Raw genomic sequence first — 16,187 nt, forward strand, 5'->3', positions numbered from 1 at the left:
TTAATCCCTCCTAGAATTTGATGTAAATTTTAATTGATAATCTGACCACAGGTTAGTCAAAACTATTACTATCATAGAAATACCTACAATTAGTAGTACTAATTTAAGTGCCTTATCCATTTCACCATTTGCCACAGCAAAATATATAGCAATAGGTATGGTTTGAGTTTTACCTGGAATATTCCCTGCTACCATTAAGGTTGCACCAAATTCACCTAAGGCACGTGTAAAAGCAAGAATTCCACCAGCTGCCATTCCTGGCCAAGATAAAGGTATCATGATATTGCAAAAAATTCTCCATTCAGCAACTCCTAGGGTCCGTGCCGCATTAATTACATTTTGATCTATTTGTTCAAAGGCTCCCCTAGTAGTTTTATACATTAGCGGGAAAGCAACTACTGTTGCAGTTATTACCTCTGCCTGCCAAGAAAAAATAAGGTTTTTATCAAACTTAATTAAAAATTCTCCTATAGGTCCATTTCTACCTAATAAAATCAACAAAAAAAAGCCAATTACAGTAGGTGGAAGTACAAGAGGTAAAGTAAGAATAGCATCCAATATTCCTTTCATTTTTCCTTTATAATCAGTAATCCACTTTGCAGCTAAAATTCCTAAAATCACCGTGATAATTGTTGCTATAAAAGATACTTTTAAGGATATCCATATAGGTGAACTATAAAATTCCATATCTAGCCTCCCAAAAACTTTTCTACTATATATTAAATTTAAATTCCTATTCTTCATATTTTACATAATAACTTGACATTTTTTAACACCAATATTACTATATAGTATAGTGTATATTTGAATACTCTTTTATCATCATTCATTATCTTATATTTGTTTTTATATGGTTTAATTTAGTTTTATTTATTTATGTTGTGTTTTATTATATATAATACTTATTTAAAAATCAATGCAATGAATAATTTTTTATATAATACTCTTATCACTATTGTCAGAGGAGTAAACCAATATCACCCAATATTTTGGATACATGATTAGGAAAGGAGGATTTATTAATGAATAACAATACTACTTTAACTCCCCAAGAAGTTGCAGACATATTAAAAATAGCAAAAAATACTGTATACGAATTAGTAAAACGTGGAGAGCTAAATTCATATAAAGTAGGGCGAAAATTAAGAATAGATCTTCAGGATGTAGAAAACTATAAAACTAAATCAAAAAATAAAACTGTGCACATTAATTCAGTAGTTGATCCTGTTATTACCACAACTAAAATTGAAAATCCAATAATTTCACCAATGCCTAGGACTATTATGGCAGAGGATATTAAATATAGTAAAGGCTTTGTAATTTGTGGGCAAGATATAATTTTAGATATTTTATCAAGCCACTTAGAGCATAAGCTTAACGGAATACCTGCTTTAAGATCCTACGTTGGAAGCTACAATGGATTATATGCACTATATCAAGGTACCGCTCAATTAGCTACAACACATCTATGGGATGGAGATACAGGAAAATATAATATTCCCTATGTTAGAAGGATGCTCCCTGGAGTTCCATCAGTTATAATTCGTCTAGTTTCTCGTATGCAAGGTTTTTACGTTAAAAAAGGAAACCCTAAAGGCATTACTGATTGGAAAGACTTATTGCGCTCAGATATTTCTATAATAAATAGAGAAAAAGGCTCAGGTACTCGTGTTCTTTTGGATGAACGCTTACGTCTTATGGGAGTATTCGGCTCATCTATTCAAGGCTACTCTCGTGAAAGCTTCTCACATTTTGCTGTTGCAAGCACAGTAGCTAGAGGTGGAGCAGACCTATCTTTAGGTATCGAAAAAATTGCTCTTCAAGTACAAGGAATTGATTTTATACCTATGCAAGAAGAACAATATGATCTCGTAATAAAAAAAGAAGATATAGAAAAGCCAGAATTTGAAACTGTACTAAAAATCATAAATTCCAAGGAATTTAAAATGGAACTTCAAGGTATAGGCAGTTATAATATAACTGAAACCGGCAAGGTTATTTCAGAAATATAAAGCTAGTAAGAACCAGCTGACTAATCAGCTGGTTCTTACTAGCTTTATGCAAAAATTTTATATACTTAGAAAATAAATCTTAAATTTCCATTATAATAGGAAGAATAATAGGCCTTCGTTTTGTGTTTTCATACACAAATCTTTCTACTGCCTTTTTCATGTTTGTTTTCAATATATACCATTCAATTATTCTATTATCTAAGCAATTATCAAGTTCTCTGCGAACAATTGCTTTTATTTCATTTATCAATTCTTCTGATTCCTTTGCATACACAAAACCTCTGGTAATAATATCCGGTCCTGCTAAAATACTATAGGATTCTCTTTCTAAAGTAACTACAACAGTTAACATACCATCTTCTGCTAAGTACTTTCTATCTCTAAGAACTATATTACCAACATCTCCTACTCCAAGTCCATCCACATATACAGATCCAGTAGGAACACTTCCTGATATACTAGCTTCATCTTCTGAAACTTCTAAGACCTGACCTGTTTCGAGAGTAAATATATTTTCATCTTTCATACCCATCTTCTGAGCTAAAGCAGCATGGTGTTTCAAATGTCTATATTCGCCGTGAACTGGCATAAAAAATTTTGGATGAACTAATGTATGAATCAGCTTTAATTCTTCCTGGTAGGCATGACCTGATACATGCACTTCTTCCAAATCATCATAAATTACCTTTGCATCTTTTTTAAATAATTCATTAATTACCCTAGAAATAAGCTTCTCGTTTCCTGGGATTGGAGATGCCGAAATAATAAACAAATCCTTTGGCTCAATTTTAATTTTTTTATGAGTAGAGAATGATATTCTAGCAAGAGCAGCCATTGGCTCTCCTTGACTGCCGGTGGTTATAATAGTAATCTGTTCATTAGGATAATTTTTAATTTCATCTACACAAATAATCTGTCCATCTGAGATATGGAGGTAGCCTAATTCCATTGCTACTTGCGAAATATTCTCCATACTTCTACCGCTAAAGGCAACTTTTCTTCCATACTTTATAGAAGCATTTATTATTTGCTGCATTCTATGAATATTCGAAGCAAAAGTAGCTACAATAACTCTTCCTTCTGCCCCTAAAAAAATCCTATCTAAAGTTTCTCCTATAGCTTTTTCAGATATGGTATGCCCTTGTCTTTCCACATTTGTGCTGTCTGCTAAAAGTAAAAGCACACCAGACTTACCTAAGCTGGAGATTCTCTCTAAATCCATTACTAATCCGTCAATAGGAGTATAATCTATTTTAAAATCACCAGTATGTAAAATAACACCTACAGGAGTATGTATAGCAAGGCAGCAAGAATCGGCTATACTATGTGTACATCTAATAAATTCAACCTTAAGGTTTTCTATGGTCACTGTTTCTCCAGCCTTTACACAATTGAGAGTACAATCTGATACCATATTTTCCTCTTTCAACTTATTTTCTATTAATCCTAAGGTCAACTTTGTTCCATATACGGGCACATTTAATTGCTTTAAAATATAAGGTAATGAACCAATATGATCCTCATGTCCATGGGTTATAAATATTCCTTTTACCTTATCTTTATTATTTATTAAATAAGTTATATCAGGAATTACTAAATCCACTCCATACATATCCTCATCAGGAAATGCAATACCACAGTCAATAACTACAATTTCATTCTGATATTCAATTGCTGTCATGTTTTTTCCTATTTCTCCAAGTCCCCCAAGAGGTATAACCTTTACTTTATCTGCGTTTTTCATCAAATTCTCCCCTTTTTATTTAAAAATATATTATTAGAGCTACTTCTTTATTTTGCCTAATTTTTATAATTTTAATACTTTATGCCGGGAAAATTGTTTATTTTGAGAAGATTTAACTTAAAAGTGCTTCATATTTCCCAATTATTCTTTCTCAAGTCTTTTAATAATTTCATTAAGTTCAGTGATAATTTTATTTCCTTCTTCGCAGCTAATTTTCTTTGAATATCTCTTATAAAGATTGTCCCATGCTTTATCTATACATGTTTGAACTTCTCTTCCTTTTTCTGTGGAATATATATAAGAATTTTTCCCATCTATTTTTCTCTTCACTAAATCTTTACTTTCTAGCTTATCTATAAATCTTGTTATGGTTGATGGAGTCATGTGAAGAGCCTCTCCTATCTCTTTTTGACTTGCACCCTCTTTCTTATTTACAATAGTCACTAAGAAAGCATAAGTTGGAGATATTCCTGTTATCTTAAATTCCTCTTCAGCTATTTTACCCATTATCCTTGATAGTTTATTTGCTGTGAAATAAAGGCAATCACATAATAGTTCATTTATATCTTGCATATATCCTCCTCCTGCTTTTGCTATTCCCTTTCAATCCATTCTTTTTTTAGAATTCCGTACAAATACAAATCAAATCTTTTATTATCTCTATTAATAAATTCTCTTTGAGTACCTTCCCTTATAAAGCCTAAGCTTTCATATAACTTTATTGCCGGAAGATTATATTCTATAACAGTTAAGTAAATCCTATGAAAATTAAATTCTTCAAAGCCAAATTCCATAGTTAGCTGCATAGCTTCTTTTCCTATGCCCATACCTCTATATTTTTCATTACCTATTCCAATGTATATTAGTGCTGTACCATTATTCCAAAGTATGTTTTCAAAGCCTGTAACTCCAATGAATTCTCCACTCTCAATATCTCTAATTGCAAAAATGTATTTATCTCTTGCTCCTTTTATTTCCTTTATCATATCTTCAATTTGTTCATTATTCATAGGTACTGCACTTATTACATCATAGTTTCTCATAAAGCTTGTGTCATTGTACCATTTGGTAAATTGAGGTATATCATCTTTTTCTATAGCACTAAGTCGTACTCTTTTTCCTTCCAATAATTTTTTCATAATATCATCCTTTTTTATAACAAATTAACCTTCAAACAGAATTTCAATTCCATTTGAAGGCCATATTTTTAGCAACAGACTATAAATTTCTTTTCTAATCTAATTGGGTGATAAGAAAGTTTAACTTTTCTAAGACCTTCTATACCTAGATCCTGTTCTCTATTTATTATTTTTACATCACTAAAGCACATGTCTATAAATGTTCTATTTATAAAACTATAAACTCCTCTATAATTTGTATCGCCTTTTTCTATATGAATAACAGCTAATTTATCATTTAATTTTTCCCCTAAACTAAAAGCAACTACTTCATTGTCAACATAAACTGCTATTCCTTTTAAATTGAATAACTCCATATTTTCTACAAGCTCTTTGATAGCTTTCATTTCATGATAAATTATTCTATCATTTTTGCCATTTTCTATATACCATTTTTCAGCGGCTACTATTACATCCTTTATAACATCTTCTCCCTGTATTTCTTTAACTTCATAATCATATTCACGAACAAAATAGTTGTAGTGATTCTTTTGTCCATGAAGCTTTTTGCCTGAAAGTTTAATAAGCTTTTCTGCCTCGTACAAGTAGTCAAAATTATCTCTATCTTCTTTGATATAAATTTCCTGATCTTCAATTGATAAGGACTTTATTTTTTCTATAAAGTCTTCTTCTAAATCTTTAAATACATATCTCATATTGTTTTCACTTTTATACTGCCAAAGATGATCTAATATTTCCTTAAGGTCTTCTTCCTTATACCCTAACGGCTGCATGAAGTGATAATTTCCTTCAAAATCCATTTTCTTAATAATTAATGCGTCTTTATATAATGCGTACTGAATATCACAAAGATCTTTCCATATATATAATGTAGTAAAAGAATATTCACAACTTAAAAATTTATAAGGATGTATATATTTATTTATCAGCTCTCTATCCTCTAAGGTAAGCTTTCTAAAAATCATTTTATCAACCTTTCATATATTATTTCATATACTTGATTATTACATTTAAATATGATATTTGTATATACAAATAATATATCATATTAAGCAAAAAGTCAATATCGCCAATTTTAATTATTATTTAATAATTATTATGATTTGACTTAAGATTATTTTTATGTAATTCTATTATTAAAATATTTATTTTATATGATGAGGAGTGAATCATTAATGCATTTTACATTCGTTCACAATAACATTAACGTTTTAGATTTAGAAAAGAGCTGCATTTGCTATGAAAATAAGGAAATGGGCTTATATTTTATAGTTGATCCAGATGGATACTGGACAGAAATATTACCTGTAAGATAGGGGTGAATTTATGAGTAAAATAAATATACATTATTTTTTGCATAGTGGTTTTTCTGTAGAAACTACTGATTGTATTTTAATTTTTGATTTCTATAAAGAAGTTCTTTGCAATAATGAAAACTCTACTAACCTAAAGCAATTACTTTTAAAAGGAAAGCCAGCTTATGTTTTTGTGTCCCACAGCCATCCTGACCACTTTAATAAAAAAATACTTACTTTGGAAGACAGCAATATAAAATATATAATAAGCGATGACATAAAGTTAAAGGAATCCAAATCTAACTACACTTTCGTTAAAAAGAATGATGTATTCACTTTAGACAATTTGGCTATAAAAGTTTTTGGTTCAACAGATGCTGGAGTTTCTTTTTTAGTAAGTGTTGACGATTTTAATATATTCCATGCTGGAGATCTAAATTGGTGGCATTGGAAAGAAGATAGTGATGAGGATAATCTAAATGCTGAAAAATGGTTTAAAGAAGAAATTTCATTAATTAAAGGCGAAAAAATAGATTTGGCTTTCTTCCCAGTGGATACAAGATTAGAAGAAAACTTTTATTTAGGCGGAAAATATTTCATCGAAAATGTGCATGTAAAATATTTTATTCCAATGCATATCGGTAATAGCTCCGTAGCGAAAGTCATTGAAGCATTTAAAAATGAAATTCAAAGCTCTGATGTGATTTTAATTGATGCTTCAGAAAAAGATATTGAATTATAATTATTACTACTTATAGAAAAGATGTGAATATATGAACGATAATAAGATCTATTTAATTTTTAACGAAGACCGTATACTAATAAAATTATCCAGTGAAAAAGTATTATTTCCTAATGAGGATGATGTACAATTTCTTAATCTGTCCTTAAAAAATATTGATACTTTAGCTGTAAAGGATAATATAGAATTTATGTACGGGAGAGTTTATGAAACTAATGAGCTGCCAGATTCTTATAAATTATTGCACATAAGATCTTTAATAGGCAGCTTAGACGCAGAAACCTTTAATTTAGCAGCAAAAGCTTTTCATTTAATGAATTGGAATGAAACTCATAATTACTGCATAAAGTGCGGAACTCTCGTAAATTTTAAAAGAGATGAACAGGCTAAAATTTGTCCTAGCTGCAGTCATATTAGTTATCCAGCTATTTCTCCTGCAATAATAACAGCAATAATTAGGGATAATAAGATACTTCTTGCTCATAACTCTCAATTCCCAAAAAATTTATTTAGTGTTATTGCTGGATTCTTAGAACCTGGAGAAACCTTTGAAGCCTGCGTCAAAAGAGAAGTTTATGAAGAAATCGGCATTCAGGTTAAAAATATAAAGTATTTTTCAAGCCAACCTTGGCCTTTCCCAAATTCCTTGATGGTAGCTTTCACATGTGAATATGAAAGTGGTGAAATTTCTGTAGATGGAGCTGAAATTGAAGAAGCTAACTGGTACTCCCCATCAAGTATTCAGAATGTACCTAGTATTCCTGTTAAGGGCACTATTGCTAGGAGGCTAATCGACTGGTTCTTAGAGAGCCATAAATAAAGTTTCAACACAACATTTTGGAGGAATAAGTTTGGAAAAAGTTATAATGCACGTAGATATGGATGCCTTTTTTGCAGCAGTTGAAGTCCATGATAATCCAAAGCTAAAGGGAAAACCTGTAATAGTTGGAGGTACTTCCGAAAGAGGAGTTGTATCCACCTGTTCTTATGAGGCAAGAAAATACGGTGTAAAAAGTGCTATGCCAGTTTATATAGCTAAGTCAAAGTGTCCTAATGGAATTTTTCTTCCACCTAGAATAGGCAGATACAAAGAAGTATCTAAAGAAATATTCAGTATTTTGCGCAGCGTAACCCCCTATGTGGAACCTCTAAGCATTGACGAAGCTTATCTGGACATTACAAATTATACAAAGAATTCTGTTTCTACATCTAAATTTATTAAAGAGGCCGTTATGAAAAAAACCGGTCTTACTCTTTCAGTAGGTATATCTTACAATAAATTTTTAGCTAAGCTAGCTTCCGATTGGGATAAACCTAATGGACTAACTATAATAAGAAAAAATATGATGCCACAAATTCTTTTTCCATTACCTATTAGTAAAGTCTATGGTCTTGGAAAAAAATCTGTTAAAAAACTTAACGACATAGGTGTATTTTCAATTGAGGAGCTTTACAAGCTTCCAAAAGATATTTTAATAGAATTTTTCGGCAAGTACGGTATTGAAGTTTATGACAGAATAAGAGGAATTGACAATAGAACTGTGCAAATCCTAAGGCAGACAAAATCAATTGGGAGAGAAAACACTTTAAAAAGGGATACGGATGATAAGAATGAGCTAAAAGAATATTTAAAAGCCTTTTCCATTTCAATCTCCAAACAGTTACTTAATAAAGGCTTTAGCGCTAAAACTGTAATACTAAAAACAAAAACCTCCTCCTTTGAAAATCACACCAGAAGCAAAACCTTGCCTTCCTATATTTATAAACCTGAAGATATATATCAGGAGGCTTGTGAAGTACTAATGGAAATAACATTAACAGAAAAGGTACGACTTATTGGCTTGTCTGTCTCTTCTTTAAAAGAGAATAGCCTTAAACAAATAAGTTTATTTGATTCTTAATAATTTACGTATTTATTTTTCTAAGCTTTTGTTCATAATATAATTACAAAAGGGAATTTAGGAGTAGAGAAATGAATTATATAATATTTGATTTAGAATTTAACCAAAGCTATGATTCTACTAAAAGAAGATCCATAATCAAGAAAGCCTCAAATAAAGAATGTCCATTTGAAATAATTCAAATTGGAGCAGTGAAATTAGATGAGAAGCTTGAATTAATTGACAAGATGGATAGATTAATAAAGCCAGTAATCTACCCAGAAGTTAACCCTTTTGTTCAAGAACTTACTGGCATTACTACAGAAATGCTAAAACTTGCAGCTCCCTTCTATGAAATTTATAATGAATTTACTGAGTTTTTGAAAAGTAATAGAGCCATTCTTTGTGTTTGGGGTAAAGCAGACATAAAAGAGCTGTTTAGAAATGTTAAGTATCATAAACTTGATCTATCCTTAATTCCAAAAGAATATATAAATCTTCAGAAGCATGCCTCAAAACATTTAAATTGCCCAAAGGGTACTAGTATTGGTCTTAGCAACGCGGTAAATTTATTAAACATTCCCTCAAAAGATGAATTTCATAATGCTTTTATGGACGCTTATTATACTGCAGAGATCTTTAGGAAGATTTATAATGATAGTATGAAACCTAAAATATATAATATAAATGAAAATAGAAGTTCAAACAAGAGAAACTCTAGGATGCCTTCCATTGATACTGAGGGGTTATTTAAGCAATTTGAAAAAATGTATAATAGAGAAATCACTGAAGAAGAAAAATCCATGATTAAGCTATCCTATATGATGGGCAAAACTAGACAATTCCAAATTGAAATTCCTGATAATAAACCAACTATACAGTAAATCCAGCAGTTTAAATTTTCACTGCTGGATTTATTATTTTATGAGTATCCTATATTAGTTTTTTTCTTTTCTCAGGTGCCTGCCACCGGAGAATTAAAAATTCTCCTTTCTCCGGTGACAGGCACCTGAGTATAATTAAAATTTTTGTAACTTAGTATATAAAATTTGCAACTTAGTATTAACAATATTTACATTATTTTGTTGTTAACATATAGTTAAAGTATAAGAAATTAAATAGCATTTTCACCATGGGGGTGTATAGACTTGAAAATAACAATTGATGAGTCTTCTGATAATAAAGAAACTGAAATTGTAATTAAATGCAGTGCTTTAGATGATAATCTAAAAAGGCTAATAGAAATTATTAAAAATAGTGATGAGAGAATTATTGGAATTATTAATGGTACATCTAACTTAATTTCTCCAACGGATATCTACTACTTTGAAAGTGTAGATAAGAAGACCTTCATCTACACAGAAACTCAGGTTTTAGAGACATCAATGCGTTTATATGAGATAGAAGAAAAGTTGTCCAAGTATGACTTTTTTAGAGCAAGTAAATCAACAATAATAAATATTTCAAAGATAAAAAAACTATCTCCTAAATTCAATGGCAGATTAGATGCCTTATTAGAAAATGGTGAGAAATTAATAATTTCAAGACAATACGTACCAGTTATAAAAGAGATATTAGATCTATAAATAATTCTTTAATTAACATAGAGAGGAGTAATTTAATGAAAAAAGCTATGGAAGTTATAGTTCAGGTAAAATTCGTATGGGGTCTATTCTTTGCTGCATCAGTTATTATATATACTATTATAAATATGTTACTTGGTAATACTTCGATTGAATTAATTGCAGTATGGCAGCTTTTATTACTAACCATTGTTATTGTATTTATTCATTACTTAATTTTTGGAGAGTTCATCCTCACAGACTTATCAATCAAGAAAAAAATATTCATCCATTTTCCTTTATGTTATTTAACTATTCTAGTATTTATAAATCTTTATGGATGGATTAACATTACTAGCTTCAATACAATATTAACATTTTCTGGAATATACTTATTTTTCTATCTATCAATAGTAAATTCACTATACTTGTACTATAAAATAACTGGAGAAGAATTAAATGCTAAGCTTGCAATATATAAGCAAAATAAAAAATCTTCAAAATAGATATTTATTTAATAACTATTAAATATAAGAAATATACAAGGAGGCATTTCCATGAATATTATTGAAATTAAAAATCTTACAAAAACTTATGGAAAAAATCGAGGAATCGACAATGTAAATCTTACAATAAATGAAGGAGAAATTTTTGGTTTTATTGGTCCTAATGGTGCTGGTAAATCTACTACTATCAAAACTCTATTAAATCTCATTTTCCCAACTAGCGGTGAAGCAAAAATCTTTGGTCTCGATTGTGTTACAGAAACAACTAAAATAAAAGAAAATATAGGTTATGTACCTAGTGAAGTTAGATATTATGATGATATGACTATAAAAGAAATAATAGATTATGCAAAATCCTTTAAGAAAAACATAGATGAAGAATATGTAGATAGATTAATCAAGCTTTTTGACATGGAACTTTCAAAGAAAATTTATCAACTTTCTCTAGGAAATAAAAAGAAGGTATCAATTATACAAGCCTTGATTCATAAGCCAAAATTATTGATTTTAGATGAGCCTACAAGTGGTCTTGATCCGCTAGTTCAAAAGCATCTGTTTAATGAATTAACAGCTCTAAATAAACAAGGATCAACAATATTTTTATCCAGTCACAACCTAACAGAAATTGAAGAGTTTTGCCATAGGGTTGCAATTATAAGAGAAGGTAAAATTATTGAAATTAAAAAATTAGATGACTTTGCACACAGAACCTTAAGAAAAGTATCCATAACTGTGGATAAAGATATTGCAAAAGAAATAAAATCTCTGGGTGGCTTAATAGTAGGACATGAAGAAAATACAATTATATTTAATTATGATAAAGATATAAATGAATTAATTTCACTAATAAGTAAATATACCATATCTAATTTAATTATTGAAGAAAGAAGATTATCAGAAGAATTTATGACTTATTACGAAATGGAGGAAAAATAAATGAATATTTTTAAGATGGAAGTTAAAAAAGGTCTTAAATCTTTATCAGTTTGGAGTATTGTTTGTGTAGCTTTAACCATTTTATTTATGTCAATGTTTCCTTCCATGAAATCTAGCGGAATGCAAGAACTAGTTAATACAAAAATGGATGCATTACCTCCTGCAATTTTAGAAGCATTTAACTTGAAAGATATGCCTGACTTTACTAAATTAAATCAATACTTTGCATATGTATTTCAATATATCGTAATCGCCGGTTGTATTTATGCAGGTATGCTTGGTGCTAAATCTCTAATAAAGGAAGAAAGCGAAGGAACTATAGAGTTTCTTTATGCTCAACCTGTAAGCAGAGCAAAAATTGTAACAATGAAGATATTATCTTCTCTTGCTCTATTCTATATATTTATTATGATCATGTCCATAGCTTCCATCTTAATATCTTTAATTGTAAAACCAGAGGATTTAGAATTAATTGACATGATAATGGACATAAAGATGTTATGTGGCGGATTTTTCTTAATAGGTCTTGTATATATGGCAATTGGCTTCTTACTTTCAGTATTGATTAATAGCTTGAAGCTTGCAATGCCATTATCAACAGGAATCTTCTTTATTACTTATCTTTTGGGTATTTTTGCAAATATGATAGATAAACTTGAATTTTTAAAATATTTTTCACCTTTTCATTATGCAGTCCCTGCAGATTTACTTAAGACTGGACTTGATAAAGTAAATATAGTGTTATCAATTGTAATAATTATCATTAGTTTAATTTCAACATATATAATTTATAATAAGAAAGACTTTAACATCTAGTTTTGAAAAGTGACAGGCACCGGAGAATAGAGGTAATAAAACCTCTATTCTCCGGTGCCTGTCACCTTATTATAGCTTAGCCTTAGGTTCTGAAAAATAGTAACCTTGAGAAAAATCTATATCAATGCTCTTTACCTTATTATAGATTTCCTCTTCAGAAACAAATTCTGCAATAGTTCTAATTCCAAGCTCCTTTGCAAAAGTAACAATTGTCTTTGCTACTACTTCCGCTGCCCTATCCTTACGTACATCTTTTATTATAGAACCATCAATTTTTATATAATCTACGTTTAATTTCATAAGATAACTAAAGTTTGAATATCCTGTTCCAAAATCATCAATGGCAACCTTAGCTCCCATTTCTTTAACTTTATCAATAAACTTACTTACTTCATCAAATTTTTCTATTCCCTCTGATTCAACTATTTCGAATACTACCTTATTGGGATTTTTTGCTTCTTTAAGCTTTTGAAAAATAAGGTTTCTTGTTTCTTCATTATCTATATCCTCTAATAAAAGATTTATAGAAAATTCGTAATCTGAATTTTTAAAAGCATTAAAAGTCTTTTCAAGCATTATTTTAGTTAATTGACTATATAAATTTGATTTTATTGCTTTGTCTAGAAAGTAATATGGTGCAATTGCTCGTCCATCTTCATCAATCATTCTAATTAAAGCTTCGTATTTTTCCACATTTCCACTGTGATTGTTTACTATTGGTTGAAAAAATGGTGCTATTCTATCTTCATTTATAGCATCTTTTATTTTCTTTATCCAAGTTAAATTTTCTTCTATATCCTTAGATAAATCAGAATTTTCATTATAGATTTGTATAGATTTCTTATTTCTTTTTGCATAATTTAATGCCATTTCAGCTTTTTCTAATAACCTTTCTTCATTTATTGCTACACCGATTGTACTGCTTAGAAAAATTTTAAACTCTCTATAGTAAAAACACTGTTCGTCTATTATTTTATGCAAAATTTCTATTTTCTCTAAAAAATCTAAATTGAACTTCTCTCTTTCTAATGCCACTGCAAATACGTCAGAATTTAGTCTAAAGCATTGTAAACTTACTTCATCACTATAGATCTTAATTATTCTCCCAAGTTCAGCTAATACACTATCCCCTACGTTGTTTCCATAAAAATCGTTTATTCCTTTAAAATAATTGATATCTATTAAAGCAAGCTTGCTATATTTATTATTACATAAATCTTTTGTCAGCTTGTTTCTATTCTGTAAACCTGTTAGGGAATCTGTGAAATACTGAGATTTTAACTCTTTAGTCTTCTCGAGCACTTTCTCTTCAAGTCGTAAATTTATTTCCGTTAATTCTTCTCCTGTAGTCTTTATTAAATTATATAGAATAGTTTTTTCGGTACACGAAGAAATAAGAGCCCTTTGGTTTATTGCGCTATGTATTTTTATCCTTTTATCTTTATTTTCAGAGAGAGTAAGTATGGTCATTGTATCAGTAAAAAGCATATTAGCATTATTTATATTATTAAATTCTCCCTTCATATAAAATCCGCTGGTAGAAGAAGAACTACATAAAGGTGATATTTCTACATCAGCTGTCTTTTTAAGAAAGAATCTTCTTGAAGTTGAAGAATAAATAAATAAACTTTCCACTGGTGTATTATTTATGCTTTCATATAAGGTATCAGAACCTTTGATAATTTCCGACATGTCTCCATATCCTAATCTAATTTTTTCACCAGTATTAATTTTAGATGTTAGAATTATTCCTTGATCTTCAGTAAATCTTACTACAGTTCTTGATAAATAAATATTTTTTTTCTTTACCATTAGAGGAAATCTAGCACCTATTCTGCTCACTTTATTTTTATTTGTAATACCTATATACTTTTTATAAAAATCTGTTGCAGGAATATTATCTATGGATTTTATAATTTTCCCTTCAGCCTCTGTAACTACATATTCTTTTCCAATTGGTATCCAATTAAAATTACTGAAGTTATTTACCCATAATTCTTCTCCCTCCAAGGATATAGCTACTACAGCTTTGCTTTCTATTCCCTCTTCTGTAAAAACATACTCCTTATCCTTAAACTTTGCTCGTCCAGCTACTCCTCCTGCAACTACAACCTCACTATTTACAGAATTTATTCCATCCAAAAACTCTTCTCCGTCAATTTTTGAACTTATGAAAGAAATTATTGCTTTAACCTTAGGTGATATTAATTTTTTTCCAAGAAGTAAGCCCTTACTGTAATCAGAAATATCTTCTTTTATAATAATGGATTTTACTTTTGTTTTCTCAAATACAGTTATTGATAAAATCAAGCTTTCTCCAACAGTTTTTCCATCTAATATTCCTGCTGAAGATGTAGCGCCTATAATTTTAGCTTGCGGTAATATTTCTTTTAAACTTTTAATTACTTCTGATAAGAGCTTTTTATTAGATATATCCGAAAAAATCTGAATTAAAATATTTCCATTTTTATCAATTTCATTTTCTCTAATGTACTTATCTAATGCATCATAATCTGAGTATCTTGTATTATAAGTCTTCATAAATGCACCTCATGATTTAAGATAAATTTTCTATTGCCTCTCTTGCCCATGTAGAATCCTTAAGTATAGCTCTTGCAACTCCAATAAGATCTGCCTTTCCTTCAGCTAATAGACTTTTAGCCGCTTCCGGTTCCTTTATTCCGCCTGTTAGGATAACTGGAATAGAAATAACTTTCTTTATAGCCTCAGTTAGTTCTCTAAAATATCCTTGGCTTTTATCTCCTGGTTTAATAAACCCAAATAAACCACCGGTGATATCTAGAATATCTATTCCTGCTTTTTCAAATTCTACTGCTGCAATTAAACTATCTTCAATTGTACTTCCGCCTTCTTTATAATCACAGGCACCAAGCCTCAATAATATTGGAAAATCTTCTCCCACTGCCTCGCGTACAGCTTTGATTACTTCAAGATGAATCCTTATTCTGTTGTGCACATCTCCACCATACTGATCATTTCTCTTATTTGTAAGTGGAGAGAAAAATTGATTTAAGAGATATCCATGAGCAGAATGAATTTCCACTCCGTCAAAGCCTGCTGCTTTAACACGTAAAGCTGCATTTCTGAATTCTTCTACTATTCCTTTTATTTGTTCTACTGTAAGTTCTTCTGGTATAACATCTCCTTCTCTAGGATTTACTACAACTGAAGGAGCAACAACAGCTTTTCCGGTGATCTCAGTTCTTGCTAAACTTCCGGCATGATTAATTTGCATAATAGTCTTAGAGCCATTTTCATGAATCAAATTAGACAACTTATTTAATCCTTCAATTAAACTATCCTGTGCAACTGAAAGCTGATTTTCACTTGCTTTTCCCTGCATACTAATGTAGCTGTGTTCAATAATTACTAGTGAAATATACCCGCCTTTGGTCTTTTCATCATAATAATCTAAAATAGCTTTACTAACTGAACCATCTTTCTCTGCCTTTGCAGTAGCCATAGGGGGCATTATTAAACGATTCTTTAATTTCAACTTACCTGTTTCTAATGGTTTAATTAGATTATTCATAA

At 29.9% G+C, this 16,187-nt stretch carries 16 protein-coding genes and 1 pseudogene; 10 read left to right on the top strand and 7 right to left on the bottom strand.

Annotation, left to right across the window (positions count from 1 at the left end):
• Window positions 1–687 carry a molybdate ABC transporter permease subunit gene (modB, locus tag CLHOM_RS18400; RefSeq protein WP_052222377.1) on the bottom strand — a complete coding sequence of 229 codons (687 nt, stop codon included), beginning with the start codon at window positions 685–687 and terminating at the stop codon, window positions 1–3.
• A 335-nt stretch (window positions 688–1,022) separates the two neighbouring features.
• On the opposite strand from modB, the gene CLHOM_RS14395 reads away from it, so the two are divergent.
• On the top strand, window positions 1,023–2,012 hold the full coding sequence (locus CLHOM_RS14395) for a substrate-binding domain-containing protein (protein ID WP_052222378.1): 990 nt from the start codon (window positions 1,023–1,025) through the stop codon (window positions 2,010–2,012).
• Between the two features lie 79 nt (window positions 2,013–2,091).
• On the opposite strand, the gene CLHOM_RS14400 is transcribed toward CLHOM_RS14395, so the two are convergent.
• The 4 genes from CLHOM_RS14400 to CLHOM_RS14415 all read right to left on the bottom strand — a co-directional run bounded on the left by CLHOM_RS14400 (window position 2,092) and on the right by CLHOM_RS14415 (window position 5,860).
• Window positions 2,092–3,756: a ribonuclease J gene (locus tag CLHOM_RS14400; RefSeq protein WP_052222379.1), complete on the bottom strand. Its 1,665-nt coding sequence runs from the start codon at window positions 3,754–3,756 to the stop codon at window positions 2,092–2,094.
• Between the two features lie 141 nt (window positions 3,757–3,897).
• Window positions 3,898–4,329, bottom strand: coding sequence for a MarR family winged helix-turn-helix transcriptional regulator (locus tag CLHOM_RS14405; RefSeq protein WP_052222380.1), 432 nt, complete (start codon window positions 4,327–4,329; stop codon window positions 3,898–3,900).
• Window positions 4,330–4,349: 20 nt separating this feature from the next.
• The gene (locus tag CLHOM_RS14410) at window positions 4,350–4,895 is read right to left on the bottom strand and encodes a GNAT family N-acetyltransferase (RefSeq protein ID WP_052222381.1); all 546 of its coding nucleotides are present in this window, start codon (window positions 4,893–4,895) and stop codon (window positions 4,350–4,352) included.
• 68 nt (window positions 4,896–4,963) lie between these two features.
• Window positions 4,964–5,860, bottom strand: coding sequence for a DUF2156 domain-containing protein (locus tag CLHOM_RS14415; RefSeq protein ID WP_052222382.1), 897 nt, complete (start codon window positions 5,858–5,860; stop codon window positions 4,964–4,966).
• 255 nt (window positions 5,861–6,115) lie between these two features.
• On the opposite strand from CLHOM_RS14415, the pseudogene CLHOM_RS18720 reads away from it, so the two are divergent.
• From CLHOM_RS18720 to CLHOM_RS14455, 9 genes and pseudogenes are all read left to right on the top strand, one after another.
• A pseudogene (locus CLHOM_RS18720) lies at window positions 6,116–6,211 on the top strand (lactoylglutathione lyase); the annotation flags it as partial.
• A 10-nt stretch (window positions 6,212–6,221) separates the two neighbouring features.
• The gene (locus CLHOM_RS14420; RefSeq protein ID WP_052222383.1) at window positions 6,222–6,932 is read left to right on the top strand and encodes an MBL fold metallo-hydrolase; all 711 of its coding nucleotides are present in this window, start codon (window positions 6,222–6,224) and stop codon (window positions 6,930–6,932) included.
• A 31-nt stretch (window positions 6,933–6,963) separates the two neighbouring features.
• Entirely contained in the window at window positions 6,964–7,752 is a 789-nt protein-coding gene (gene nudC, locus CLHOM_RS14425) for an NAD(+) diphosphatase (RefSeq protein WP_052222384.1), read from the top strand.
• Window positions 7,753–7,783: 31 nt separating this feature from the next.
• A complete protein-coding gene (locus CLHOM_RS14430) occupies window positions 7,784–8,833 on the top strand; it encodes a DNA polymerase IV (RefSeq protein ID WP_052222385.1) in 1,050 nt (349 codons plus the stop codon).
• A 71-nt stretch (window positions 8,834–8,904) separates the two neighbouring features.
• The gene (locus tag CLHOM_RS14435) at window positions 8,905–9,696 is read left to right on the top strand and encodes a 3'-5' exonuclease (RefSeq protein WP_052222386.1); all 792 of its coding nucleotides are present in this window, start codon (window positions 8,905–8,907) and stop codon (window positions 9,694–9,696) included.
• 264 nt (window positions 9,697–9,960) lie between these two features.
• Window positions 9,961–10,398 carry a LytTR family DNA-binding domain-containing protein gene (locus tag CLHOM_RS14440; protein ID WP_052222387.1) on the top strand — a complete coding sequence of 146 codons (438 nt, stop codon included), beginning with the start codon at window positions 9,961–9,963 and terminating at the stop codon, window positions 10,396–10,398.
• A gap of 35 nt (window positions 10,399–10,433) precedes the next feature.
• Window positions 10,434–10,880, top strand: coding sequence for a DUF3021 family protein (locus CLHOM_RS14445; RefSeq protein ID WP_052222388.1), 447 nt, complete (start codon window positions 10,434–10,436; stop codon window positions 10,878–10,880).
• A gap of 51 nt (window positions 10,881–10,931) precedes the next feature.
• Window positions 10,932–11,816, top strand: coding sequence for an ABC transporter ATP-binding protein (locus CLHOM_RS14450; RefSeq protein WP_052222389.1), 885 nt, complete (start codon window positions 10,932–10,934; stop codon window positions 11,814–11,816).
• The gene (locus tag CLHOM_RS14455) at window positions 11,817–12,632 is read left to right on the top strand and encodes an ABC transporter permease subunit (RefSeq protein ID WP_052222390.1); all 816 of its coding nucleotides are present in this window, start codon (window positions 11,817–11,819) and stop codon (window positions 12,630–12,632) included. It begins immediately after the preceding gene.
• 69 nt (window positions 12,633–12,701) lie between these two features.
• Here CLHOM_RS14455 and CLHOM_RS14460 read toward each other — a convergent pair whose 3' ends face one another.
• Window positions 12,702–15,173 carry a bifunctional diguanylate cyclase/phosphodiesterase gene (locus CLHOM_RS14460; RefSeq protein ID WP_052222391.1) on the bottom strand — a complete coding sequence of 824 codons (2,472 nt, stop codon included), beginning with the start codon at window positions 15,171–15,173 and terminating at the stop codon, window positions 12,702–12,704.
• A gap of 16 nt (window positions 15,174–15,189) precedes the next feature.
• Window positions 15,190–16,185: an NADH:flavin oxidoreductase gene (locus CLHOM_RS14465; protein WP_052222392.1), complete on the bottom strand. Its 996-nt coding sequence runs from the start codon at window positions 16,183–16,185 to the stop codon at window positions 15,190–15,192.
• Between the last annotated feature and the right edge of the window lie 2 nt (window positions 16,186–16,187).

This window comes from Clostridium homopropionicum DSM 5847 (assembly GCF_001263795.1).
Lineage (GTDB): Bacteria > Bacillota > Clostridia > Clostridiales > Clostridiaceae > Clostridium_H > Clostridium_H homopropionicum.